General features: G+C 73.7%; 19 protein-coding genes and 1 pseudogene. 5 read left to right on the forward strand and 15 right to left on the reverse strand.

Annotated features, from left to right (window positions below; translation table 11 throughout):
• Window positions 1–76: 76 nt before the first annotated feature.
• From AB0F89_RS28520 to AB0F89_RS28535, 4 genes are all read right to left on the reverse strand, one after another.
• Window positions 77–919 carry an ABC transporter permease gene (locus AB0F89_RS28520; protein ID WP_367128710.1) on the reverse strand — a complete coding sequence of 281 codons (843 nt, stop codon included), beginning with the start codon at window positions 917–919 and terminating at the stop codon, window positions 77–79.
• Window positions 916–1737 (reverse strand): ABC transporter ATP-binding protein, encoded by an 822-nt coding sequence (locus tag AB0F89_RS28525; RefSeq protein WP_367128711.1) that lies wholly within the window; start codon window positions 1735–1737, stop codon window positions 916–918. The genes AB0F89_RS28520 and AB0F89_RS28525 overlap by 4 nt, the downstream gene beginning before the upstream one ends.
• Window positions 1737–2741: an ABC transporter substrate-binding protein gene (locus AB0F89_RS28530; protein ID WP_367128712.1), complete on the reverse strand. Its 1005-nt coding sequence runs from the start codon at window positions 2739–2741 to the stop codon at window positions 1737–1739. Before AB0F89_RS28530 ends, AB0F89_RS28525 begins: the two co-directional genes overlap by 1 nt.
• 86 nt (window positions 2742–2827) lie before the next feature.
• Window positions 2828–2968: a putative leader peptide gene (locus AB0F89_RS28535; protein ID WP_367139028.1), complete on the reverse strand. Its 141-nt coding sequence runs from the start codon at window positions 2966–2968 to the stop codon at window positions 2828–2830.
• Window positions 2969–3164: 196 nt separating this feature from the next.
• Here AB0F89_RS28535 and AB0F89_RS28540 point away from each other — a divergent pair.
• The 5 genes and pseudogenes from AB0F89_RS28540 (at window position 3165) to AB0F89_RS28560 (ending at window position 9705) form a co-directional block, all read left to right on the forward strand.
• Window positions 3165–4080, forward strand: a pseudogene (locus AB0F89_RS28540) (TauD/TfdA dioxygenase family protein).
• 87 nt (window positions 4081–4167) lie between these two features.
• Window positions 4168–4590: an SSI family serine proteinase inhibitor gene (locus tag AB0F89_RS28545; RefSeq protein WP_367128713.1), complete on the forward strand. Its 423-nt coding sequence runs from the start codon at window positions 4168–4170 to the stop codon at window positions 4588–4590.
• A gap of 242 nt (window positions 4591–4832) precedes the next feature.
• Window positions 4833–6797, forward strand: coding sequence for an ABC transporter ATP-binding protein (locus tag AB0F89_RS28550; protein ID WP_367128714.1), 1965 nt, complete (start codon window positions 4833–4835; stop codon window positions 6795–6797).
• On the forward strand, window positions 6794–8581 hold the full coding sequence (locus AB0F89_RS28555) for an ABC transporter ATP-binding protein (protein ID WP_367128715.1): 1788 nt from the start codon (window positions 6794–6796) through the stop codon (window positions 8579–8581). The genes AB0F89_RS28550 and AB0F89_RS28555 overlap by 4 nt, the downstream gene beginning before the upstream one ends.
• A gap of 26 nt (window positions 8582–8607) precedes the next feature.
• On the forward strand, window positions 8608–9705 hold the full coding sequence (locus AB0F89_RS28560) for an alpha-hydroxy acid oxidase (protein WP_367128716.1): 1098 nt from the start codon (window positions 8608–8610) through the stop codon (window positions 9703–9705).
• Here the strand turns inward: AB0F89_RS28560 and AB0F89_RS28565 are convergent.
• The 11 genes from AB0F89_RS28565 to AB0F89_RS28615 form a co-directional block, all read right to left on the reverse strand.
• Window positions 9674–10627 (reverse strand): alpha/beta hydrolase, encoded by a 954-nt coding sequence (locus AB0F89_RS28565; protein ID WP_367128717.1) that lies wholly within the window; start codon window positions 10625–10627, stop codon window positions 9674–9676. The genes AB0F89_RS28560 and AB0F89_RS28565 overlap by 32 nt on opposite strands.
• Window positions 10628–10640: 13 nt before the next feature.
• A complete protein-coding gene (locus AB0F89_RS28570) occupies window positions 10641–11609 on the reverse strand; it encodes an alpha-ketoacid dehydrogenase subunit beta (protein WP_367128718.1) in 969 nt (322 codons plus the stop codon).
• The gene (locus tag AB0F89_RS28575) at window positions 11609–12589 is read right to left on the reverse strand and encodes a thiamine pyrophosphate-dependent dehydrogenase E1 component subunit alpha (RefSeq protein ID WP_367128719.1); all 981 of its coding nucleotides are present in this window, start codon (window positions 12587–12589) and stop codon (window positions 11609–11611) included. Before AB0F89_RS28575 ends, AB0F89_RS28570 begins: the two co-directional genes overlap by 1 nt.
• Window positions 12590–12605: 16 nt before the next feature.
• A complete protein-coding gene (locus tag AB0F89_RS28580) occupies window positions 12606–13505 on the reverse strand; it encodes a phytanoyl-CoA dioxygenase family protein (RefSeq protein ID WP_367128720.1) in 900 nt (299 codons plus the stop codon).
• 16 nt (window positions 13506–13521) lie between these two features.
• Window positions 13522–14601 (reverse strand): 4-hydroxyphenylpyruvate dioxygenase, encoded by a 1080-nt coding sequence (hppD, locus tag AB0F89_RS28585; protein WP_367128721.1) that lies wholly within the window; start codon window positions 14599–14601, stop codon window positions 13522–13524.
• Window positions 14582–14827 carry a hypothetical protein gene (locus tag AB0F89_RS28590; protein WP_367128722.1) on the reverse strand — a complete coding sequence of 82 codons (246 nt, stop codon included), beginning with the start codon at window positions 14825–14827 and terminating at the stop codon, window positions 14582–14584. Before AB0F89_RS28590 ends, hppD begins: the two co-directional genes overlap by 20 nt.
• Before the next feature lie 4 nt (window positions 14828–14831).
• Window positions 14832–16241: a class I adenylate-forming enzyme family protein gene (locus AB0F89_RS28595; RefSeq protein WP_367128723.1), complete on the reverse strand. Its 1410-nt coding sequence runs from the start codon at window positions 16239–16241 to the stop codon at window positions 14832–14834.
• A gap of 87 nt (window positions 16242–16328) precedes the next feature.
• Window positions 16329–19163 (reverse strand): aminotransferase class I/II-fold pyridoxal phosphate-dependent enzyme, encoded by a 2835-nt coding sequence (locus AB0F89_RS28600; protein ID WP_367128724.1) that lies wholly within the window; start codon window positions 19161–19163, stop codon window positions 16329–16331.
• A 3-nt stretch (window positions 19164–19166) separates the two neighbouring features.
• Window positions 19167–20813: a class I adenylate-forming enzyme family protein gene (locus AB0F89_RS28605; protein WP_367128725.1), complete on the reverse strand. Its 1647-nt coding sequence runs from the start codon at window positions 20811–20813 to the stop codon at window positions 19167–19169.
• A gap of 63 nt (window positions 20814–20876) precedes the next feature.
• Window positions 20877–21839, reverse strand: a complete 963-nt coding sequence (locus AB0F89_RS28610; protein ID WP_367128726.1) for a thioesterase domain-containing protein — start codon at window positions 21837–21839, stop codon at window positions 20877–20879.
• Window positions 21836–23014 carry a glycosyltransferase gene (locus tag AB0F89_RS28615; protein WP_367128727.1) on the reverse strand — a complete coding sequence of 393 codons (1179 nt, stop codon included), beginning with the start codon at window positions 23012–23014 and terminating at the stop codon, window positions 21836–21838. The genes AB0F89_RS28610 and AB0F89_RS28615 overlap by 4 nt, the downstream gene beginning before the upstream one ends.
• Window positions 23015–23038: the final 24 nt, after the last annotated feature.

Raw genomic sequence — 23038 nt, forward strand, 5'->3', positions numbered from 1 at the left:
TGCCGCAACACCGCGCCCAGCACCACCGCGGCCGCCGAACCGCGCCGGTACCCGCCGGCGGACCCCCACGCGGCGCTCACGCGCCGACCGGGACGCGCCAGGACGTGAACCGGCGTTCCAGGGCGACCAGCAGCTGGTTGAACAGCACGCCGATGGCCGAGATCGTGATGATCCCCGCGTACATCCGGGGGATGGCGAAGTTGTACTGCGAGGCGTTGACCAGGTGGCCGAGCCCGGCCTTGGCGCCGACCATCTCGGCCGCGACCAGCACCAGGATCGACACCGCGCCCGCCAGCCGGATGCCGGTGAACACGGTCGGCGCCGACGCGGGCAGGATCACCTTCCGGAACAGCCGCGGCCCGGACAGGTCGACCGACCTGGCCAGCCGGAGCAGGGTCGGGTCGACGTCGCGCACCGCGCTGATCGTGTTCAGCAGGACCGGCCAGGCGCAGGCGTAACAGACGATCGCGATCTTCGACGTCTCGCCGATGCCGAGCAGCAGCACGAACACCGGCAGCAGGGCGAGCGCGGCGGTGTTGCGGAACACCTCCAGCAGCGGTCCGAGCAGCGCGGCGGCCCGCCGGTACCAGCCGATCAGCAGGCCGAGCGGCACGGCGACCAGCACCGCCAGGCCGAACCCGGTCAGCGAGCGGGTGAGGCTGGCCCGGGTGTCGTCCAGCAACCGGCCGCTGACGAGCAGGTCCCACCACGCGTCGAGCACGGTCGTGAACGGCGGCAGGAACGTGGCGTCGACCAGGCCGAGCCGGGGCGCGGTCTCCCACACCGCCACGAGCACCGCGATCGCCGCCACCTTGCCGGACGCGGTCAGCAGCGCGCCCGCGGCGCGGCGGGCGAGGGACGTGCGCGGCCGGACCGGGTCGGGCGCCGCCGCCGGTCGTGCCTCCAAGAGCGCGGTCATGCCACCGCCACCTCCTTCTCCTGTTGCTGGGCCCGGGACACCTCGTCGTGCAGCAGGTCCCAGATCCGGTGCCGGTGCCGGGCGAACTCGGCGCTGCCGCGCGGGTCGTCCTGCCCGGCGCGGTCGCCGAGCTCGATCGGCACCACCTCCTTGACGCGGCCTGGCCGCGAGGTCAGCACGGCCACCCGCTCGCCCAGGTAGACCGCCTCGTCGATGGAGTGCGTGATGAACACGACGGTCTTGCCGGTGCGCTGCCAGATGCGCAGCAGCTCGTCCTGGAGCGATTCGCGGGTCTGCGCGTCCAGGGCGGCGAACGGCTCGTCCATCAGCAGCACGGCCGGGTCGTAGGCGAGGCTGCGGGCGATCGCGACCCGCTGCCGCATCCCGCCGGACAGCTGGTGCGGGTGCCGGTCCTCGAACCCGCCGAGGCCGACCAGGTCGAGGAAGCCGCGGGCCCGGTCGGCCCGCTCCCGCCGGGGCGCCCCGGCCGCTTCGAGGCCGAACTCGACGTTGCCCTGCGCGGTGCGCCACGGCAGCAGCGCGTACTGCTGGAACACCACGCCCCGGTCCAGCCCCGGCCCGGTGATCGGGACGCCGTCCAGCAGCACCTCGCCCTCGCTGGGCCCGGTCAGCCCGCCGAGCAGGTCGAGCAGGGTGGACTTGCCGCAGCCGCTCGGCCCGACCAGGACCAGGAACTCGCCGCGCCGCACGTCGAGGTCGACGCCCCGCACGGCGGTGAACTCGGTGCGCCGCCGGGACGCGCGGTCCTCGACCGTGAACCGCTTGGTGACCGCGCGGAAGCTGATGTGGGTGCTCATCACGCCGCCAGTTCGTTGAACTCGTTGGTGTACAGGCCGGTGACGTCCACCTGGTCCCGGGTGACCTCGCCGCGGTCGGCGAGCCAGTCGACCCACAGGGTCAGCTCCCGGTCCAGGATGCGGCCGCCCCGCTCCGCGACGCCGTTGGACTTCCAGTACCGCAGCGCGGCCGGGTCCTCGTTGCGGCCGCGCCTGGCCAGGATGTCGACCTTGCGCGCCACCACCTCCTCGCGCGGCGTCGTGCGGCTCCACTCGATCGCCTTCGCCACGCCGCTGACGAACGTGCGCGCGGTGGTCGGGTTCTCCTCCAGGAACCTCTCGGTGAACACGTACGTGCCGGCGGTGAACGCGCCGAGCAGGTCGAAGTCGGAGAACAGCTTGCGCAGCCCGCCCTTCTCCAGGGCCTTGTCGCGCAGGATGCCGCCGAGGACGCCGACCTCGATCTGCCCCTGCCGCAGCGACTGCTCGGTGTTGACCGGCGGGATGGCGATCGGCTCCACCCTCCCGACGTCGTCCGGCGACAGGCCGCCGCGCTTGAGGTGGATGCCGAGCATGGCCTCGTGGTGCGCGCCGAGGGTGTTCATGCCGACCTTCTTGCCGATCAGGTCGCGGGCGGTCCTGATCGGGCTGTCCTCCGGCACGTAGAAGCCGCTGTAGGCGTGCTCGTCGGCGCCGTAGTAGCCGATCACCGACTTGATCGGCGCGCCCGCCGCCTTGAGCTTGACCACCGCGCCGTTGAACGCGCCGCCGAAGTCGACCTGGCCGGTGGCGGCGGACTGGATGTCCTGCGGGCCGCTGGTCGTGTTGCCGACCCACTCCAGCGTCACGTCGCCGAGGTGGCCGAGGTCGGCGGCCAGCTCGGGCAGCGTCACGTCGCCCGCCCAGCCCTGGTACCGCAGCGCCTTCGTCCCACCGCCGCTGCCGACGGCGGGCGAGCAGCCGACCGCGGCCGCGGACAGGCCGAGGAGCGTGAGGCCGAGGAAGTTCCGTCGCGTGCTGATCACCGTGGGTCCTTTGCTGGGGAGTGCGGGCAGGTCGGAACTCCGGGCGTTCGCCCGGGGTGCGCGGTGCGGGGTGTGCGGTGCGGGTTTCAGCGACCGGCGCGACAGGTGGCGGCGGCCTGGCGTCGGAGGTCGACGTGCCGGCGCGAGGTGAGGTAGCGGGCTTGGCTCACCCGGCAGAGCCTCACACCGGGGTCGGGGGCGGTCAACGCCGTCGCGGGGCGTCCCACATGATGGGGTCGGCGGGCCGCGGGGCTGGACAACCGGGGGTTATTTCACCGGCGCAAGGAACCCGCCGGCGGCGATCCCGGTGTCAACCGCGTCCGGGTGCTGGGACGACTTATTTTCCGGCCGCGCGATGTTGTGGCGGTCGCGTCCGACTGTCCACCGTGGAGTCGACCGCTTTTCCACGAGAGGACTTCGGCGATGACCGCACAGCTTTCCGGCACGATCACCTCCCACCGACTCGGCGCGGGCATCGGCGCGCGGGTCGACGGCGTCCGGCTGGGCGGCGACCTGCCCGACCACGCCGTCGCCGCGATCAGGGAGTCGCTGCTGGCGAACAAGGTGGTGTTCTTCCGCGGCCAGGAGCACCTGGACGACGCGGGTCAGCTCGCGTTCGCCCGACTGCTCGGCGAGCCGACGCTGGCGCACCCCACGGTCCGGGGCCGGGAGCACGCCAACGTGCTGCCGATCGACTCCGAGCACGGCAAGGCCAACAGCTGGCACACCGACGTCACGTTCGTCGACCGCGTGCCCGCGATCAGCGTCCTGCGCGCGGTGGAGCTCCCGCCCTACGGCGGCAGCACGGTGTGGGCGAACACCGCGCGCCTACGAGGACCTGCCGCCCGCGTTGAAGGCGTTGGTCGACCGGCTGTGGGCGGTGCACACCAACGTGTACGACTACGCCGGGCACGTCGACTCGACCCGCATCGGCGGCGTGGACGTGAAGGAGGAGGCGTACCGCGACGAGTTCCGGTCGCAGCGGTACGAGACCGAGCACCCGCTGGTGCGGGTGCACCCGGAGACCGGCGAGCGGGCGTTGCTGCTCGGCCACTTCGTCAAGCGGATCGTGGGCCTGACGAGCGGCGAGTCGCACGCGGTCTTCTCGCTGCTGCAGGACCGGGTGACCCGGCTGGAGAACACCGTGCGCTGGCAGTGGGCCGACGGCGACGTGGCGATCTGGGACAACCGGGCCACGCAGCACTACGGCGTCGCCGACTACGACGACGCGCGCCGCCGGCTGCACCGGATCACCATCGCGGGCGACGTCCCGGTCAGCGTGGACGGCGTCCCCAGCACCGCGATCACCGGGGACGCCGGGCACTTCTCGGCCCTCTGACGGGGAATTCCGCGAAACGCGGCCCAGGGGTGGTTCACTGGACGGCACACCCGGCCACCCGCCGCCGGTCGGGATTCCCCTTGGTCGATGCGGATCAGTTGGAGGAAGACCGTGCCCATCACCAGGTCGACCCGCGGCGCGCTGCCGGCGCTCGTCCTCGCGGCCGCGCTCGGCGCCGTGCTCGCACCCGCCGCGTCGGCGGCGCCGACCACCGACCTCACCATCACCGTCCACGACCCGCTCGGCTCGCAGGTGCGCCAGTACCGGCTCACCTGCGGGCCGGACGGCGGCGACCACCCGCGGCCGGAGGCGGCGTGCGCGGCGATCGCGGAGGAACCCGGTGCGATCAGGCCCGTGCCGCCGACCGCGAACTGCTTCGACCGCGTCTACGGTCCCGAGCGCGCGAAGGTGAGCGGCGTGCTGTTCGGCGTCGACGTCGCCTCCGCGTTCAGCCGCGTGAACTCCTGCGAGGAGGACCGCTGGCAGGCGTGGCTCCCGGTGTGGGGCTGACCGGCCCGGAGCGGTCCGCTCCGCGTTCGGGGTAGTGCGGCCGACGCACCCGACAAGTCCCGGAGGAGTTGCGCAACTCGTCGTGCGGGATCACGAAAGCACTTCCTTGGTGCGGCTCAAGGCGGTGTGCTTGTATTCGGTGCGAACGAGGCCGTCGGCGGAATGACGGCGACGCACGTGCCGTCAATCCGGGGAATCGGGTTATCGCCGTCCTTCGGCGCCGGGCGACTCGCGGGAGCACCATGACGACCGGCTCACCTCCTGCTGTCGAGCCCCCGGCCACCGGGTGGCGGGCCACCTGGTGGCGCTGGGTCGAGGAGGCGGTCCGGCCGCGGTTGCGGATCGTGCGGTTGTTGCCGTCCGGCGGGGTCGGCCTGGTCGCCTCCCTGGCCGTGCTCAACGTCGCGCTCGGACTGTTGCCGGTGGCGTTCGTGGTCGCGACGAGCGTGCTGGTCGGCGAGGTCCCGGCCGCGGTCGGCGGTGGTGTCGGCAGCCCGGCGTGGGACCGGCTGACGGTGATCTTCCTGCTCGCCGCCGCGGCGTTCCTGCTCGCCCAGGTCCTCACGCCGCTCGGCAACGCGCTGGGCCAGCAGTTGCGGCGGCGGGTGGACAGCGCGCTGCGGGACGAGGCGATGGCGCTGATGCTGCGCCCGGTCGGCATCGGGCCGCTGGAGGACCAGCGCACCCTGGACGAGCTGAGCGAGGCGGTGCGCGCCTTCGACCGCGAGTGGGGCACGCCCGGTCAGGCGTGCTTCGGCCTGCTGGGGCTGCTCGCCCGCTACACCCGGCTGCTGGCGCTGGTGGTGGTCATCGGACTGGCCGTCGCGTGGCCCGCGGGACTGGCGGTCGGCGTGGCGGTGCTGGCGTTCCGCTACGGGCAGCGCGGCGGCCTGCGGAAGTACTCGCGGGTGTGGCGGGACGTCGTGGGCAAGCAGCGCGAAGTCGGGTACCTGCACGAGCTGACGATGAGCGACGTGGCCGCCAAGGAGATCCGGGTCTACGGCCTGACCGGGTGGCTGGCGGACCGCTACGCGGCCGCGTGGGAGACCGTGCGCGACGCCTACGAACGCGCCCGCCGCCGCGTCTACCTGGTCCCGTACCTGGTGATCACGTCGGTGGGCCTGCTGCTGGCCGGCGGCGCGATGGTGCACGCCGCCCGGCTCGCCGCGACCGGCCAGGTGGGGCTGACCGCGCTGGCGCTCGGCGTGCAGGCGGTCGCGCTGGCGATCTCGCTGGGCGGCTACTACCCCGAGGCGGACACCAGCACGCAGTACGCGATGCTGTCGCTGACCGCCTTGCAGCGGCTGCGGGACCGGCTCGGCGAGCTGGCCGACGAGCAGCGGCCGCCCGGGCGGGCCGAGGTGCCCGCGAGCGCGCCGGTCACCGCGCTGACCTTCGACCGCGTCGACTTCCGCTACCCCGGCTCGGACCGGACCGTGCTGGACGGCATCGAGCTGGAGCTGCCCGCCGGGCGCTGCACCGCCGTGGTCGGCGTCAACGGCGCGGGCAAGACCACCCTGGTGAAGCTGCTGGCGCGGTTGTACGAGCCGACCTCGGGCGCCGTGCGCGCCGACGGCGTGGACATCGCGGAGTTCGACCCGGCGCGGTGGCGCCGCCGGGTCGGGGTGATCTTCCAGGACTTCGTGCGCTACGAGCTGACCGCGGCGGAGAACATCGCCATGGGCGCGGCGCACGTGCCGGTCGACCGGGCGGTGGTGCTGCGCGCCGCCGAACGGGCCGGGATCGCCGAGGCGCTGCTCGCCCTGCCGGACGGCCTGGACACGCCGCTGTCGCGGGCCTACCCCGGCGGCACCGACCTGTCCGGCGGCCAGTGGCAGCGGATCGCCATCGCCCGCGCGCTCTACGCCCTGGAGGCGGGCGCGACGGTCCTGGTGCTGGACGAGCCGACCGCGGCGCTGGACGTGCGGGCCGAGGTCGCGTTCTTCGACCGGTTCGTCGAGCTGACCCGCGGCGTCACCTCGCTGCTGATCTCGCACCGGTTCTCCAGCGTCCGGCGCGCCGACCACATCGTCGTCGTGGACGGCGGGCGGGTGGTCGAGCGCGGCTCGCACGACGAGCTGATCGCGGCGGGCGGTCACTACGCGCGGCTGTTCGCGTTGCAGGCGGAGCGGTTCGCGCACGGCCTCGACGTCGAGGACGGCGACGTGGTCGACGCGTCGGCCGGGGCACGGGAGGTCGGCCGGTGATCGAGGTCGTCCGCGGCGGCTGGGAGCTGTTCGCCCTCGCCTGGAACGAGAGCAGGCACCGGCTGGTGCTGGCGATCGTGCTGATGATCGCCCAGGCGTCGGCGATGCCGCTCGCCGCGCCCGCGCTGGCGACGCTGACCGACTCGGCGCTGGCGGGTGACGTCCGGGGCGCGACGACGGCCGCCGTGCTCGTCGTGGTCGCGGTGATCGCGGCGCTGACCGCCGGGCACTTCGCCCACATCTTCTACTTCGAGCTCGGTGACCGCGCCGTGCCGCGCCTGGAGCGCGAGCTGATCGAGATGACCAACGGCTCGGCCGGGCTGGAGCACCACGAGCGGCCCGAGTACGCCGACCGGATCCAGGTGCTGCGGCAGGAGCTGCACCGGGCCGCGTGGGGTTCGATGGAGGGCCTGCTGAACAGCCTCGGCCTGCTGGTGGCGATCTCGATCACCGCGGTCCTGCTGGCCCGGCTCAACCCGCTGCTGTTGCTGCTGCCCCTGGCCGCCGTGCCGCCGCTGCTGCTCGGGCGGCGGGCCGAGTCGATCGTGAACGCCGCCCGGGAGCGGTCCGCGCCGCCGTCGCGGCACGCCAAGCACCTGTTCGGGCTGGTGGCGAACCCGGCGTCGGCCAAGGAGCTGCGGGTCGGCGGGCTCGAAGCGGAGGTGCGGGCCCGCCAGCGGCGGTCCTGGGACAGCGCGTCGGAGGAGCTGTGGCGGGGCGAGCGCCGGGCCGTGCTGCTGCGCGCCACCGGGCAGCTGGTCTTCGCCGCGGCCTACGTGCTCGGCACGCTGCTGGTGATGCGCGACGCCGTGGCGGGCCGGCGCAGCGCCGGCGACGTCCTGCTCGTGCTGACCCTGGCGTCCCAGGTGAACCAGCAGGTGACCTCCGCCGTGGCGGCGTTGCAGGAGATGCAGCGCACCGGGCGGGTGATGGCGAACCTGCGCTGGGTGCGCGCGCTGCTGGCGAGCCAGGCGCCGCCACCGCCGGACCGGGACGTGCCCGACCGGGTCCGGGGCGGCATCGAGCTGAGCGGCGTCTCGTTCAGCTACCCCGGCGCCGACCGGCCGGTGATCACCGACGTCGACCTCACCCTGCCGGCGGGCGGCACGGTCGCGTTCGTCGGCGAGAACGGCGCGGGCAAGACGACCCTGGTCAAGCTGCTGTGCCGGTTCTACCCGGCCACCACCGGGACGATCACCCTCGACGGCACGGACCTGGCGCGGCTGCCCGTGGAGGGGTGGCGCAGCCGCATCGCCGCCGGGTTCCAGGACTTCACCCGCTTCGAACTGCTCGCCCGGGAGAACGTCGGCGTCGGCGAGCTGGCCGACGTCGAGTCGGCCGACGCGGTGCACGGCGCGCTGCGCCGCGCGCGGGCCGAGGACGTCCTGGACCGCCTGGAGCACGGCATCGAGACCCAGCTCGGCAAGACCTACGCCGACGGCGCGGAGCTGTCCGGCGGGCAGTGGCAGAAGCTCGCCCTCGGCCGGGCCATGATGCGCCCGGAACCGCTGCTGCTCGTCCTCGACGAGCCGACGTCGGCGCTGGACGCCCAGGCCGAGCACCGGTTGTTCGAGCGGTACGCGGCGAGCGCGCGCAGCGTCGGCGAGCGCACCGGCGCGATCACCGTGCTCGTCTCGCACCGGTTCTCGACGGTGCGGATGGCCGACCTGATCGTCGTGGTGGCCGGCGGGCGGGTGGCGGAGCACGGGTCGCACGACGAGCTGATGGCCGCGAACGGCCTGTACGCCGAGCTGTACACGATGCAGGCCGCGGCTTACGCATGACGGCGGGCCGCGGTGATGGAGGGCGCGTGGGGCGGAGCGTCGGGACGTTGCCGGACGTGTGGTCGACGGCCGACGTCGAGCGGCTGGCCGCCGAACGCCTGGCGCCGGACGTGTGGGACTACGTCGCGGGCGGCAGCGGCGACGAGGTCACGCTGGCCGCGAACCGCGCCGCGTTCGACCGGGTCTGCGTCGTGCCGCGGTCCCTGGTCGACGTGTCCACCTGCGACACCGGCCGCGAGCTGTTCGGCGTCCGGTCGTCGTTGCCGCTGGCCGTCGCGCCGATGGCCTACCAGCGGCTGGTCCACGAGGGCGGTGAGCGGGCCGCCGCCGCGGCCGCGGCGGCGGCGGGTGTGCCGTACGTGGTGAGCACCCTCAGCTCCGAGTCGATCGAGGTCGTGGCCGGCGAGGGCGGCACGACCTGGTTCCAGCTCTACTGGCTGCGGGACCGCGGGGTGGTGGTGGACCTGCTGCGCCGCGCGGAGGGCGCGGGCTGCCGCGCGGTGGTGCTGACCGTCGACGTGCCGGTGCTGGGGCGGCGGTTGCGGGACCTGCGCAACGGCTTCGCCCTGCCGCCGTGGGTGCGGCCGGTGAACACCGACGACCACGTCGGCCGGGTCCGGGGCGACTCGGCGATCGCACGGCACACCAGCACGGCGTTCGACCCGTCGTTGAGCTGGCGGGACCTGGAGTGGATCCGGGCGCGCACGCGGCTGCCGTTGGTGGTCAAGGGAATCCTCGACGCCGGTGACGCGGCGCGGGCCGCGGACCTCGGCGTGGACGGCGTGGTGGTGTCCAACCACGGCGGTCGGCAGCTGGACGGCGCGATCCCCAGCGTGGTCGCGCTGCCGGACGTCGTGGCCGCGGTGGGCGGGCGGTGCCCGGTGCTGCTGGACAGCGGCGTGCGCAGCGGGGTCGACGTCCTGCGGGCGCTGGCGCTCGGTGCGACGGCCGTGCTGATCGGCAGGCCGGTGCTGTGGGGGCTGGCGGCCGGTGGCGAGCGGGGCGTGACGGCGGTGCTGGACGTGCTGCGGGACGAGTTCGAGACGGCGCTGCGCCTGGCGGGGTGCCCGGACGTGGCCTCGATCCGCCACCTCACCGCGTCAGCGGGTCCCAGCCGGCCGTGAGGTGCTCGCGCAGGAAGGCGGCGACCTCCTCCCGCGCCTCGCGGGCCGCGTCCACGACGCCGGACATGGCGAAGAACCCGTGCGCCATCCCGTCGTACCGCGTCGCGACGACCGGCACGCCCGCCTCGCGCAGGCGTTCGGCGTACCGCTCCCCCTCGTCCCGCAGCGGGTCGTGCTCGGCGGTGATCACCAGCGCCGGCGGCAGCCCGCCCAGGTCCTCGGCGAGCAGCGGCGAGGCCAGCGGGTCGCGGCCGTCCTCGGGGCGCTCCAGGTAGTGGCTCCAGTACCAGGCGACGGACCGGTGGTTGAACCCGGCGGGGTCGTCGTTCTCCCGCATGGACGCGGTGTCGCCGCGGTGGTCGGTGTTCGGGTAGACCAGCACCTGCGCCGCCAGCGCCGGGTCGCCCCGGGTGGCCAGGGCGGTCACCGCCGCCAGGTTGCCGCCCGCGCTGTCGCCGGCCACGGCCAACCGGGCCGGGTCGACGCCGAGTTCGGCGGCGTTCGCGGCGATCCAGGCGACGGCCGCGCGGCAGTCGTCCACCGCCGCCGGGAACGGGTGCTCCGGCGCCAGGCGGTAGCCGACGGTGATCACCTGGCACGGCACCGCGTTGGCCAGCGCGCGGCAGATCTCGTCGGACGTGTCGACGCTGCCGAGCGCCCACCCGCCGCCGAAGAAGTAGACGACCGTGGGCGCCGGCCCGGACCCCTCCACCGGGCGGTAGACCCGGATCGGCAGGTCGCCGCCCGGTCCGGGGACGTGCCGGTCGGTGACGTGGCGCACCGGCTCGCCGGCGCCCGCCGCCGCGCGGATCGCCTCCAGGTCGGCGGCGCGGGCCTGTTCGACCGACAGCTCGTACAGCGGCGGGACACCGGCGGCGATCGCGTCCTCGCGCATCGCCCGCAACCGCGGGTCCAGTGGCATCGGTCCTCCGTCGTCAGTGCTTGAGCGCCTTCAGGACCGCGGCCGCGAGCTGGGCGCGGTCGGGTTGCACGGCCCGGTCCAGGGCGGGGGCGAACGGCACCACCGCGCCGTCCGGCCTGGTCACCCGGACCGGCGGGGCGAGCAGGTCGAACCGCTCGGCCGCGGTGGCGACGACCTCGGCGGCGAGCCCGCACATCCGGTTCGAGTCGTCCACCACCACCAGGCGGCCGGTCTTCGCCACCGAGGCGGCCAGCCCGTCCCAGTCGAACGGGTACGCCGTGCGCGGGTCGAACACCTCGACCGAGACGTCGCCGGCCAGCTCCTCGGCGACCGCGAGCGCGTCGTGCACCAGGTGCCCGACCGCGACCACCGTGACGTCCCCGCCCTCCCGGTGCACCCGGCCGACGCCGAGCGGCACCGGGCCCAGCCGCGCGAAGTCGACGTCGACCCGGGCGGTGAGGGCCGCCGCCGGCGCGAAGACGACCACCGGGTCGTCGTCCCGGATGGCGGTGGTCAGCAGGCCGTAGGCGTCCTCGGGGGTGGCCGGCACCACCGTCTTCACCCCGGCGTGGGCGAACAGGGCGTACGGGTGGTCGGAGTGCTGCCCCGCCCACCCGGTCTTCGAGCCCGAGCCGGGCACCAGGTAGGTCACCGGCACCCGCGCCTGGCCGCCGGTCATCAGCGAGAACTTGTGCGCCTGGTTCACGATCTGCTCGAACGCGAGGTACAGCAGCGCCGGGATCTGGAACTCGATCACCGGCCGCCGCCCGCTCAGCGCGGCGCCGGTGGCGAAGCCGGTGAACGCCTGCTCGGACAGCGGCGTGTCCAGCACCCGGTCCGGCCCGAACCGCTTGAACAGGCCGGCGGTCACGGTGGAGACCGCGACCCGGACGTCCTCGCCGAGCACGAACACCGCCGGGTCGCGGGCCAGTTCGTCGCCGAGGGCCCGGTTGAGCGCCTTCTGGTAGGACAGCCACGGCATCACCCACCACCGCCCGGACGCGCGCGCATGCCGGTGGCGTACAGGAAGTCGAGCGCGCCGACCGGGTCCGGGTGCGGGCTGCCCAGCGCGAACGCCACCGCGTCCGCCAGCGCGGCCTCGACCTCCGCGTCGACCAGCTCCCGCTCCGGGTCGGCCAGCCGCGCGCCCTGGATCACCACCGGGTCCCGCTCCCGTCCACTCCGGACCTCCTCCTCGGTGCGGTAGCGGGGCCGGGCCTTGTGCTCCCACGTGTGGTGCGCGTCGAACCGGTAGGTCACGCACTCGACCAGCGACGGCCCGTCGCCCGCGCGGGCCCGGTCCACCGCCTCGCGCGCCGCGCCGAGGACCGCGCGCGGGTCCATGCCGTCCACCGTCACCGACGGCATCCCGAACGCCGCGCCGCGGCCGGTGATGGTGCCCGCCACGCCGTCGGCGACGGTCAGCGTCGTCGCGTAGCCGTTGTTCTCGCAGACGAACAGCACCGGCAGCCGCCACAGCGCGGCCAGGTTGAAGGCTTCCAGCAGCACGCCCTGGTTGACCGCGCCGTCGCCGAAGAAGCTCACCGCGACCCGGTCGCCGCCCTCCTGCCGCGCCGCCCAGGCCGCGCCCGCCGTGATCGCGCCGTTCGCGCCGACGATCGCGTTCGCGCCGAGGATGCCCAGCCCGAAGTCCGCGGCGTGCATCGACCCGCCGCGCCCCCGGTTCAGCCCGGTGGCCCGACCGGCCAGCTCGGCCAGCACCCGGCCGGGGTCGGCGCCCTTCGCCAGCACGTGCCCGTGCCCGCGGTGGGTGCTGGTGATCACGTCGTCCTCGCGCAGCGCCGCGCACACACCGGCGGCGATGGCCTCCTGCCCGGTGTACGGGTGGATGCCGCCGACGACGTCACCGGAGCGGACGAGCTCGACCGCCCGCTCCTCGAACCGGCGGATCAGCCGCACCGCGCGGTACAGGCCGGCGTCGGTGTCCGGCGCTCGCGTCACCGTCGTCCCCCGGCGGTCAGGCGCGCCACACCGGCGGGCAGAACTCCGGGTCGGCGTAGTCCGGCCTGCCGTCCGGGGTCCGGCGCACCAGGGAGTCGTGGTTGTAGAACGCGAGGTCGCCGTCCGACAGCGGGAACTCGCGGTAGGCGTTGTCGCCGTCCTGGAGGTGCAGCGAGATGGCCTGGCGCGGCCGGGCGGCGCGGTTGGGGCCGCTGCCGTGGTAGGTCCGGCAGTGGTGGAAGCTCATGTGCCCCTTGGGGATCACCATCGGGATCTTGACGACCTCGGTCCCGTTGTGCGCCGCGTTGGCCCTGAGCAGGTCTTCGAGCTGCGACTTGTCGCGCTCGGCGAAGTGCTTGGTCGCGGTGTCGTCCGAGCCGACCTCCTCCCAGAGGTGGCTGCCGTCGACCATCGTGATCGTGCCCAGCTCCTCGTCGCAGTCGTGGAACGGGATGAACGCGGTCAGCATCCGGTCCGAGGACGACGACGACCAGTAGTGCTTGTCGAAGTGCCACGGCACGACGTTCGACGGCTCCGCCGCGATCGGCGGCTTGTGGATCAGGGTCGACTGGAACACCCGGATCTCGTCCGCCTGCGCCAGGCGGGCGGCCACCGCGCCGATCAGCGGCTTGAGCAGCGCCTTGGCGATCGGGTCGCTCTCGTAGTGCACGTAGTCGTTGTGGCGCTGCACGTCGCCGTCCTCGGGCGTCCAGTAGGCCAGCCGGGGCGGCCGGGTCGGCAACCGGCGGCTCCGCTCACCCGCGTAGTACCGGTCGACGGCGGCGGTCAGCTCGTCGACCTCGTCGTCGGAGAGCAGCTTCTCCGACAGGTACCAGCCGTGCTCGGCGAAGAACCGGACGTCGGCGTCCGACGGGAGCAACGCGCGCTCCCGCTCGGTCAGCGTGAACTCGTTCACCGCAGTCACTTCCCCTTCACGTGGCCGTCGTGCCGGACAGTTCGCCCTGCTTCGCCTCGTACAGCGCCTTGATGTTCCCGCTGCCGAACGTGAGCGCGCCGCGCCGCTCGATGATCTCCAGGAACAGCGTGCGGCGCACGTGCATCGACTCGGTGAAGATCTGCAGCAGCTGGCCCCAGTGGTCCCGGTCGACCAGCACGCCGAGCCGGCGCAGCTCGTCCAGCGGCGCGTCCAGGTGCCCGACCCGGTCTTCGAGCGCGTCGTAGTAGGTCGACGGCGTGCCCAGGAACCGCACGCCCTTGTCGCCGAGCGCGCCCACCGCCCGCACGATGTCGTCGGTGCCGAACGCGACGTGCTGCACGCCCGCGCCGGCGTGCCAGGTCAGGAAGTTGTCGATCTGCCCCGGTTGGCGCTCCGGGTCCGGCTCGATCAGGGTGAAGGTGACCAGCCCGGACGGGCTCTGCACCACCTTGGAGTCCATGCCCTGCCCGCCGACCTCGACGTACTCCTCGAAGATCTGGGTGAACCCGAACACGTCCACGTAGTGCTGCGCGGTCGGGGCGAGCCCGCCGACCGGCACGCAGATGGCGAGGTGGTCGATCGAGCGCAGCACCTTGCCGTCGGTGTGCGGCTCGGGGTCGGCGACCTCGATCGCGCCGGGCAGGAACTCGCGCCGCGAGCCGTGCCGCTCGACCAGCCGGTGCGTCACGTCGGAGAAGCCGGAGACCTCGGCGACGACCACCCGCTGGTCGCCACCGGGCGCCAGGTACTCCCGGGGCTCCGACACCGGTTCGGCGCCGCGTTCGGTGAGGCCGCGGAAGGCCGCGGCGGCGTCGTCCACGCCGATCCCGACGACCGCGACGCCGTCGCCGTGCCTGCGGACGTACTCGGTCGCGGGGTGGTCGGCCACCAGGCCGGTCGTCAGGACGATCTGGATGTCGCCCTGCCGCAGCAGCAGGGAGCGCTGGCCGGGCATCCCGGTCTCGGGCCCGCCCTGCCCGCAGACCTCGAACCCGAAGGCGTTGCACAGGTAGAAGGCCGACTGCTTGGCGTCGCCCACGTACAACTCGATGTGGTCAATCCCGGATATGTTCATCAGGCATCCCGATCACTTCCCGGAGCACGTCAGCGGCTCCCGAGACGGTGGTCATGCGGCCGTACTGGCCGCTGTCGAGTTCCATGCGCACGCCGTAGCGCTGTTCGACCTGGTGCACGAGCCAGGCCAGCTCCATAGATTCGATCAGCTCGGGGACGTCCTCGGTCGGACGGCCGTCGAGACCGGCGAGCATCGCCAGGACGTCGTCCCGATCAGGTGCCTGCATCGGCTCACCTCCCTGCACGCGCGACCTCGCGGAGCACGGAGCGGTCGCGGACCAGCTTTCCCGTCGTGGTGCGCGGCATCGCGTCGAGGACGTGCACCCGGCGCGGCCTCTTGTAGGCGGCGAGCCGTTCGGCCAGACCGGCCTGGACGGTCGCCGCCGTGGCGGGCGCGGCGAGCTGCGCGTAGGCCGTGATCACGTCGTCGTGCAGCACGACGGCCGCCACCACGCCCGGCAGTTCGGCCAGCGTCGCCTCGACCTCGGTCAGGTCGACCTTCAGCCCGCCGACCGACACCTGGGAGTCCAGCCGCCCCTTGACGGTGACCAGCCCGGTGTCCGGGTCGACCACGCCCGCGTCCTTGGTGCGCAGCCAGCCGTCCGCCCACCGGTCCGGGTCGGACGGGCCGACGTACGGCGACTCGGGTCGGCTCACCAGCAGCTGGCCGTCGCGCTCCACGACGTCGAGGCCGGGCGCGGGGGTGAGGGCGGGTCGGTGCTCGCCGAACAGGTCGGTGGCGATCACGCCGACCTCGGTCATGCCCCACATGTTCCCCAGCGGCACGCCGTACTTGTCGGTGAAGGCGGCGGCGGTCGCGGCGGGCACCGGTTCGCCGCCGGTGGTCATCCGCTTGAGCTGCGGCAGCTCCGGCGGGTCCACGACGGACGCGAGCAGGCCGAGGTGGAACGGCACGCCGAGCACCGTCGCCGGCGCGGCCTCGGCCGCGACCGCGTCGAGCACGCTGTCCCCGGTGAGCCGTTCGGGCGGCCGGACCTGCACGTGCGCGTGCAGGCCGTAGAGCAGGGCTCCGACCAGGCCGAGCACGTGCACCATCGAGGCCAGCACGACGATCCGCTCACCGGGCAGCGGCACGCCGTCGATCCGGGTGTACCGGTCGACCTCGGCGACCAGGTCGGCGGCGGTCCGACCGATCACCTTGGACGGTCCGGTGGAGCCGGAGCTGAGCTGGATCACCGCGTGCCGCGTCGCGGCCGGGCGGCCACCGTGCGCGGTGACGGCCTCCTCGACTTCGGCGAACGCGCTCAGCGGGCTGCTCGTCACCCGTTCCGGCGTGACCACCACCTGGGGAGCGAGCCGGCGCAGCGCGGTGTCGACCTCGAACGCGGTGAGGCGGTGGTCGAGCAGGCTCACCTGGGCGCCGATCCGCCACCCGGCGAGCAGGTTCGCCACGTAGGCGAGCGAGGGCGGCAGCCGCAGCGCGAGCGAACCGCCCGCGCGCAGGCCGGCGGCCGTCAACCGTTCCTGGCGCTCCGCGACCACCCGGCGCAGCGCGCGGCGGTCGACGGGTCCACCCGAATAGAGGCAGATTTCGTCGTCCGGACCCCGGAGCAGGATCTCGTCCACCCATTCCGGACCCGCCGCGACTTCCAATCCGGCCAACGCCGAACTCTTTTCCATCACGTCTCCCGGCTGATCACGCGCTGTTTCGAAACATTTTCGCTGGGGTGTCCGCCCACCGGCGTGCCGAGTGGGTCGAATCGTACGTCAGAACGCGTCCGGCGGACTATCGGCCAATCGGCCGCGACGGTCATTGAGCAAAGCCGCCAGCCGATCCAGCGCGGGACCGATCTGCGCGTCGGAAACCGCGCTGCAGGAAAGGCGGAGGGCCCGCGCGCCCGGCGCGCCGTCGTAGAAATGACCCATTGGCGTCCACGACACGCCGTAGTCCCGCGCCGAGCGCTCCAGGAGCCGGTCGTCCACCTCGAACGGCACGGTGACCACGACGAAGAACCCGCCGGCGGGCGTCGTCCAGCTGATCTCCGGGTCGTCCGGGAAGCGCTCGGCCAACCCGTCCACCAGGCGTCGCAGGTTCCGGGCGTACAGCTCCCGCTCCCGGGTGTTCGCCCCGGCGAGGCGACCGCCGTTGGCCAGCAGCTTGCCGCCGACCACGGCCTGCGCGATCGGCGAGGTGTTCACCGTGACCATGCTCTTGATCTTCGACAGCTGGTCGGCGAGCAGGCCCGCGGAGCCGTCCGACGCGGCTACCCGCTGGTCGGCGACCACGTAGCCGACCCGCGCGCCGGGCAGCACGGACTTCGCGAACGAACCCAGGTACACCACGCGTCGTCCCTGGTCCAGGGCCTTGAGCGTGGGCAGCCGGGCCGAGTCGCCGTGGAACAGCCCGTACGGGTTGTCCTCGATCAGCAGCACGTCCTCGGCCTCGGCGACCTCCAGCAACCGCCGCCTGGTCGCCACGTCCAGGCTCAGGCCGGACGGGTTGGCGAAGTCCGGCATCACGTAGCAGGCGCGCGGTCGGCGGCCCGCCGCGCGCTCCCGCCGGATCACCGCGACCAGGTCGTCCAGGTCGATCCCGCGCTCGCCGGTGCGCACCGGGCGGACCGGCAGGTCGACCAGCCGCGCCGCGCCGGTCAGCCCCACGTAGGTCGGCGACACGGCGAGCAGCACGTCCCGCTCGTCGGCCCGCAGGGCGCGCAGGACGAGGAACATGGCCTCCTGGCAGCCCGCGGTGACCACGACCGACTCGGGGTCGACCTCGACGCCCTCGTCCAGCCGGAGGTTGCGGGCTATCAGTTCGTGGATGATGCCCTTGGTCCGACCGTACTGCAATACGGTCCGCCGCACTTCTTCCTCGGTACGACCGAGTTCGTCGGCGAGATAGCGGCAGAACACCTGGAGGTAGTGGTGCACGTCGGCCAGGTCGAAGAACTCCTCGCTGGGCCGCCCGGCGGCCAGCTGTATCGCGTCCGGATAGCGGATCGCCACCTCGTTGAGGAAATTCATCGAGTTCAAGGCGGGATCTTCGAGCGCGCCGAACAACGTGTCGGCGGCCAGGTCGAAGACATTTTCGGCGGCACTGGCGGGCGCCTGCTCGGCGGCGACGATCCCGACGACGATCCCGGCGAGCGCCGCGACGGTCGGCGAGGTGAAGACGCGGTCCAGGGGGAGGTTGACGCCGTAGGTGTCGGCGATCCGGGAGGCGAACCGGACCGCGGTCAACGAGCCGCCGCCGTGGCCGAACAGGTTGTCGTCCGCGCCGATCGGCTCGGTGGCGTGGATCAGCTCGGCCCAGATCGCGGCCATGGTCCGCTCGACCTGGTCACGCGTCGGCGTCGGGTCGGAGGCCGGAAGCGTGGGGCGGTTCCCCAGGGGTGACGGACGGGAGGCGGTCGCCACGGCGGTCCACTCCCCCGACTCCGGCAGCACGGGCAGCTCGGCCACCGGTGTGCCCGGGGTCGCGTGCTCCAGCACGGACACCACCGATTTGAGCAGCCAGTCGGCGAACGCCGCGTCGGTGCGGTGCACGAGCGTCAGGACACCGTCCTCGCCGGCGTGCAGTTCGAGGTCGGCTTCGGCGGTCGGCGGCAGCACGACGCCGTTCCGCGCAGCCGGGGGCCCGGGTGGCGGGAAGGCGAACCGCACCGCGTCCGGCAGGTCGATCCCCAGTTCGTCGGCGAGCAGCCGGAGCGGGACCTCGTCGTGCGACAACGCGTGCGCCGTGGCGTCCCGGACCCGGACGAGCAGTTCACCGAAGGTCGGCTCACCGGCCGTCGACACCCGCACCGGCGCCACGTCGGCGAACGGACCGGCGATCGGTTCCAGCTCCACCCGGACGCGCCCGCCGACCGGGACGCCGATCACCACGTCGTCCTGCCGGGCCCACCGCGCCAGCACCACCGCGCACGCGGCCAGGCAGGCGGTGGCCGGGCCGACGTCCGCCGACCACCGGGCCGACGCCCCGTCGATCGTCAGCGCCAACCGCTCGACGGGGTGCCCGGTCGGCAGCGCCAACGGCTTCGGGGCGTCGCGCGCCACGTCACGCCAGTGGTCCAGCAGGCGTTCCAGCTCCTCACCGCTCAGCCGCTCCCGCTGCCACACGGCGTAGTCCCCGTAGTCCAGCCACGGTGGCGGCAGGGCCGTGACGCCCGTGCGGTGCGCGGTGGACAGGTCGGCGAGCAGGATCGCCAGCGCGGCGTCGTCGGCGACGAGCCGGTGCGCCACCAGCGCCACCAGCCACCCGTCCCCGCCCACCTCGACCAGCACCGCCCGCAGCAGGGGCGCGCGTTCGAGGTCGAACGGTCGCGCGGCCAGTTCGGCGATGACGGACTCGGCCTGCTCGACGTCCCGGACCACGACGTGGTCGACCGGCACGCTGCCCACGTCGGACACGACCTGCTCGGGCACGCCCGCCACCACGGCGAAACCCGTCCGCAGCGCCGCGTGCCGGGCGGCCACGACGTCCATGGCCCCTCGCAGGGCGACGGGGTCCACCGGGCCGTCGAGCCAGGCGGCGCGGGACAGGTTCGCCGCGGGGCCGAGCGACCACGCCCGCTCCTGCGCGAACGACAGCGGATACCGCACGAGCTACCTCCCGCGTGGCGCGTCCGCCAACACCCGTTGCCGCATCAGGAACTTGCGCACCTTGCCGGTCGGGCCCACGGTCAACCGGCCGTCCGGCACGACGTCGACCCGGCGCACGGTGCGCGCCACCGCCTCGCCGAGCGCGGCGCGGACCGCGTCGCCCCGGTCGAGGTCGGGGTCCGCGCCCTCGTGCAGCACCAGCAGCACGTCGGTGATCGGCGGCCCGTCCCCCTGCCTGGTCGCGATCACCGTGCAGTCGCGCACGTCCGGGCAGCTGACCAGCACGCGCTCCTCGGACAGCGCGGTGTAGAGCCAGTCGCCGTCGCCGAGGTCGATCGCGTCGTTGACCCGGTCGAGGTGGTAGTAGTAGCCCTCCTCGTCCCGGTACATCAGGTCGCCGGTCAGGTAGTAGCCGTTGAGCCGGTTGCGGTAGGTGGCGGTCGAATCGTTCCAATAGCCCGGCGCGATCGTCGGCGACTTCAACCCGCACTGCCCGACCTGGCCGACCGGCACCTCCTCGCCGGTCGTCACGTCCAGCAGCGCCACCTCGGCGAACGGGTACGGCTTGCCGACGCAGCGGTCGTACCGGTCGGTGCCGGGCCGGTGGCTGATGGCGAACGCGCTGTGGCCCATCTCGGTCGACCCGAGCGTGTCGATGAACTTCGAGCCGGGCTCGTCGACCACGCCGTCCGGCGTCCAGACGGGGTGGCTGCCCACCTCGACCAGCCGCCGGATGTGCGGCTCGTGCGCGCAGTCGCCCGTGCTGGACCAGTTGCGCACCGATCCCAGGTCGCGCTCGGTCAGGTCGAACCGCGCCAGCTCGGCCCACGTCACCGCGAAACCGAACACGCCGGTCGGCCGCCAGCGCTCGATGGCGTCCAGGACGACCTCGCCGCTGCGCTCGAACGGACCGCCCTGCGCGGACAGGCACAGCAGCTCGTAGCCGTTGCACAGCGCCTGGTTCACCACGATGATCCCGGCGGCGTGCGCGGCGGGCAGCACGGACATCTCCCGCACCCGGCCGTGCGGCCTGGCCTCGGTGAGCCGCACCGCGCGCACGGCGGCGAACAGGCTGTGGTGGGAGTGCACGACCGGGGTGGGCGTCCGGGTGGTGCCGGACGAGTGCGTGATCGCCACGGGGTCGTCGTCGTGGTGCCGGTACGGCGGCGGCGCCTTCGCCGGGTCGCCGGCGCCCGCCTCCGCCGCGTCGCCGAGGACCGGCACGCCGAGTTCGTGGTCCCGCAGCGCGGCGTGGTCGGCGTCGAGCAGCACGCCCACCCCGCCCAGCCGGCGGACGAACTCGGCCGCGACCTCGACCGGCATGCTCCCGTTCATCAGCGCCGGGATCGCGCCGAGGTGGTTGAGCGCGAAGAAGTTGAGGAACACGTCCGCCGCCGACGTCACGAAGATCGCGACCGGGTCGCGGCGACCGATCCCCTTGCGGGCGAACCACTCCGCCCGCGCCGCGACCCGCTCGGTCAGGTCGCGCAGGGAGAGCGCGGTCCACGCGGGGATGCCGTCCACGTCGACGTCGAACGTCATCCGCGGGGCATCCGGGTCGGCGCCGTGCTCGACCAGCATGGGCAGCACGTTGCCCGCGCCGACCCTCATGTCCTGCGCCAGTGCCGTGCGCAGGTTCGCCCGACTCATCAGACCTCCCGGAGGTGGAGCGGAACGGGCGCCAGGACTCGGGCGCGGACCCGTGCACCGAGACTAGGTTCGCCGTTCCGCGGTGGCAATCAGGCTGTCACGGATGTCCGCAGTCGGTGCGGGCGCCTTCGGGTTCCCGGCGAGGCGCGCGGTGAGGCCGGCCCCGATCCGCGCGACCGGCGCGGGCAGCAGCATGTGCTCGTGCTTGGCGTCGACCGTGATCACGTCGACCGGTCCGCCGACGTGGTCCTGCCAGGACGCCAGCTTCTCCTCGGTGGTCCGCGCGCTGTCGGTGGCGGCGAAGAACAGCACCGGGCAGCGGACCCGGCCGGGGCGATGTCGTTGGGCCAGCGCGATGTTGTTGCGGATCACCCCCGGCAGCGCGCGCAGCTGCCGGTCCGGCCACTCGTGCAGCCCCAGCCCCGGGCGGGCCCGGACCACCTCCAGCATCCTGGTCACCGGGTCCGGGTCGTCCGGCTCGACCACCGGCTGGTAGCCGAACTCGCGCAGCACGAAGTCGCACAGCAGCCACACGTTGTCGTCGGCCACGCTGACGCTGTGCGCGAGTTCCGGCATGGCGTCGGCGATGGCGAGCAGCCCGACCTCGTGGCCCCGGCGTTCCAGCTCCTCGGCGATGGCGTGCGCCGTGTTGCCGCCGATGGACCAGCCGAACAGGTGGTAGGGGCCGTGCGGCTGGGTGACCCTGATCCGGTCGGCGAAGTCCCTCGCCAGCTCGGCCATGTCGACCGGCAGCGGCTCCGGCCGGCGCAGGCCGCGCGACTGCAGCGCGTACACCGGGTGCTCGGGCGCGAGGTGCGGCAGCAGGGCCAGGTAGCACCAGCCGGCGCCGACCAGCGGCGGCGCGCAGAACAGGGCCGGCCCGTCGCCGCCGGTCCGCAGCGGCAGCACCGGGTCGAGCACGCCACCGGCGGCCCGGATGTCCGCCCGCCGCTGCCTGGCCCACGCGAACTCCTCGGCCGCGGGCAGCGCGGTGGCCCCGGGCCCGCTCGACGGGGCCTTGTTCACCCGACCGCCCTCCCGGCGCCCGCCACCGGCTCGGTGACGCCCGACGCCAGGGCGACCAGGTGCGCGGCGGCCGAGGCCGCTCCCCCGGCGGCGGCGAACTCCCCGGCGATCCGGCGCGCGTGGCGGCGGTAGCCCGGGTCGTCCAGGACCGCCCGCACGGCCGCGTCCAACTCGGCCACCGTGGCGTCCAGGATCGACACTTCCACGCCCGCGCCCGACCTCGCGACCTGCCGCGCCAGCGCCACCTGCTCCGCCCGCACCGGCGCGACGACCATCGGGACCCCGAAGGTGAGCGCTTCGTTGACCGCGCCTCCGGCGTGGCACACCAGGGCGTCCAGCTTCGGCACCAGGTCGAGCATCGGCACCAGCTCGGCCGCGATCACGTTCTCCGGCAACGACGACGCGGCCACCCCCGAGGTGACGAACACCGCCTGCACCTCGTCCGCCATGGGCGCGAGCACGGCCGCCGCCCGCTCGTAGAAGTCGCCGACCATGTGCCCGACCAGGGTGCCGACCGTCACCAGCACGTGCCGCCGGTCTGGATCCCAGGCGTGCCAGGGGAAGTCCGGCGCGTTCGGCCGGGGTCCGAGCGCCGATCCGGTGAGCACGCAGCGCTCCGGCAGCTCGACGTCGCCCACGAGGCCCCTGGTCATCAGGGCGATCACCAGGTGCGGCGAGAACCTGGGGTCCAACGGCTCCCCGGCCAGCCCCGCCATCTCCAGCGACTGCGCCACCTTCGCGGCCACGTAGTCGTCGAAGCCGACCAGGTCGGCGGGCGGGGTCAGCTCCAGCGTGCCGGTGCACAGCGTCGCCCACGGGATGCCGTGGCGGTGCGCCACCAACCCGCCGGCCAGCGCGTACTGCTCGGTCACCACGACGTCGGGCCGGTGCTCGACCACCGCCGCCTCGACCGGGCCGAGGGTGAAGCGGGTGAACGGGATCAGGTAGCCGTCCCACATCGCCCGCACGCCGGCCATGCCGACCTCGTCGTGGCGGCGGTAGGTCCGCGCGCCGGTGGGGTGCACCGTCGCATCCGGACCGACCAGCGGGCGCAGCACGTCCCGCGGACCGCACCAGACGACTTCGTGGCCCGCGCGGACGAGTTCCTGCCCGATCGCGAGCATGGGGTAGAGGTGACCTTGCAGCGGCAGTACGACCAGCAGGAACCGCGACACCACAACATGGTGGCACACATTGAC

This window comes from Saccharothrix sp. HUAS TT1 (assembly GCF_040744945.1).
Lineage (GTDB): Bacteria > Actinomycetota > Actinomycetes > Mycobacteriales > Pseudonocardiaceae > Actinosynnema.

What these genes read in the sequence shown, in the direction of transcription:
- AB0F89_RS28565 (WP_367128717.1), bottom strand. Translation starts at nt 10,627, where the DNA reads ATGCCACTGGACCCGCGGTTGCGGGCGATGCGCGAGGACGCGATCGCC.
- hppD (WP_367128721.1), bottom strand. Translation starts at nt 14,601, where the DNA reads ATGAACATATCCGGGATTGACCACATCGAGTTGTACGTGGGCGACGCC.
- AB0F89_RS28570 (WP_367128718.1), bottom strand. Translation starts at nt 11,609, where the DNA reads ATGCCGTGGCTGTCCTACCAGAAGGCGCTCAACCGGGCCCTCGGCGAC.
- AB0F89_RS28590 (WP_367128722.1), bottom strand. Translation starts at nt 14,827, where the DNA reads ATGCAGGCACCTGATCGGGACGACGTCCTGGCGATGCTCGCCGGTCTC.
- AB0F89_RS28605 (WP_367128725.1), bottom strand. Translation starts at nt 20,813, where the DNA reads ATGAGTCGGGCGAACCTGCGCACGGCACTGGCGCAGGACATGAGGGTC.
- AB0F89_RS28520 (WP_367128710.1), bottom strand. Translation starts at nt 919, where the DNA reads ATGACCGCGCTCTTGGAGGCACGACCGGCGGCGGCGCCCGACCCGGTC.
- AB0F89_RS28595 (WP_367128723.1), bottom strand. Translation starts at nt 16,241, where the DNA reads ATGGAAAAGAGTTCGGCGTTGGCCGGATTGGAAGTCGCGGCGGGTCCG.
- AB0F89_RS28550 (WP_367128714.1), top strand. Translation starts at nt 4,833, where the DNA reads ATGACGACCGGCTCACCTCCTGCTGTCGAGCCCCCGGCCACCGGGTGG.
- AB0F89_RS28545 (WP_367128713.1), top strand. Translation starts at nt 4,168, where the DNA reads ATGCGGATCAGTTGGAGGAAGACCGTGCCCATCACCAGGTCGACCCGC.
- AB0F89_RS28525 (WP_367128711.1), bottom strand. Translation starts at nt 1,737, where the DNA reads ATGAGCACCCACATCAGCTTCCGCGCGGTCACCAAGCGGTTCACGGTC.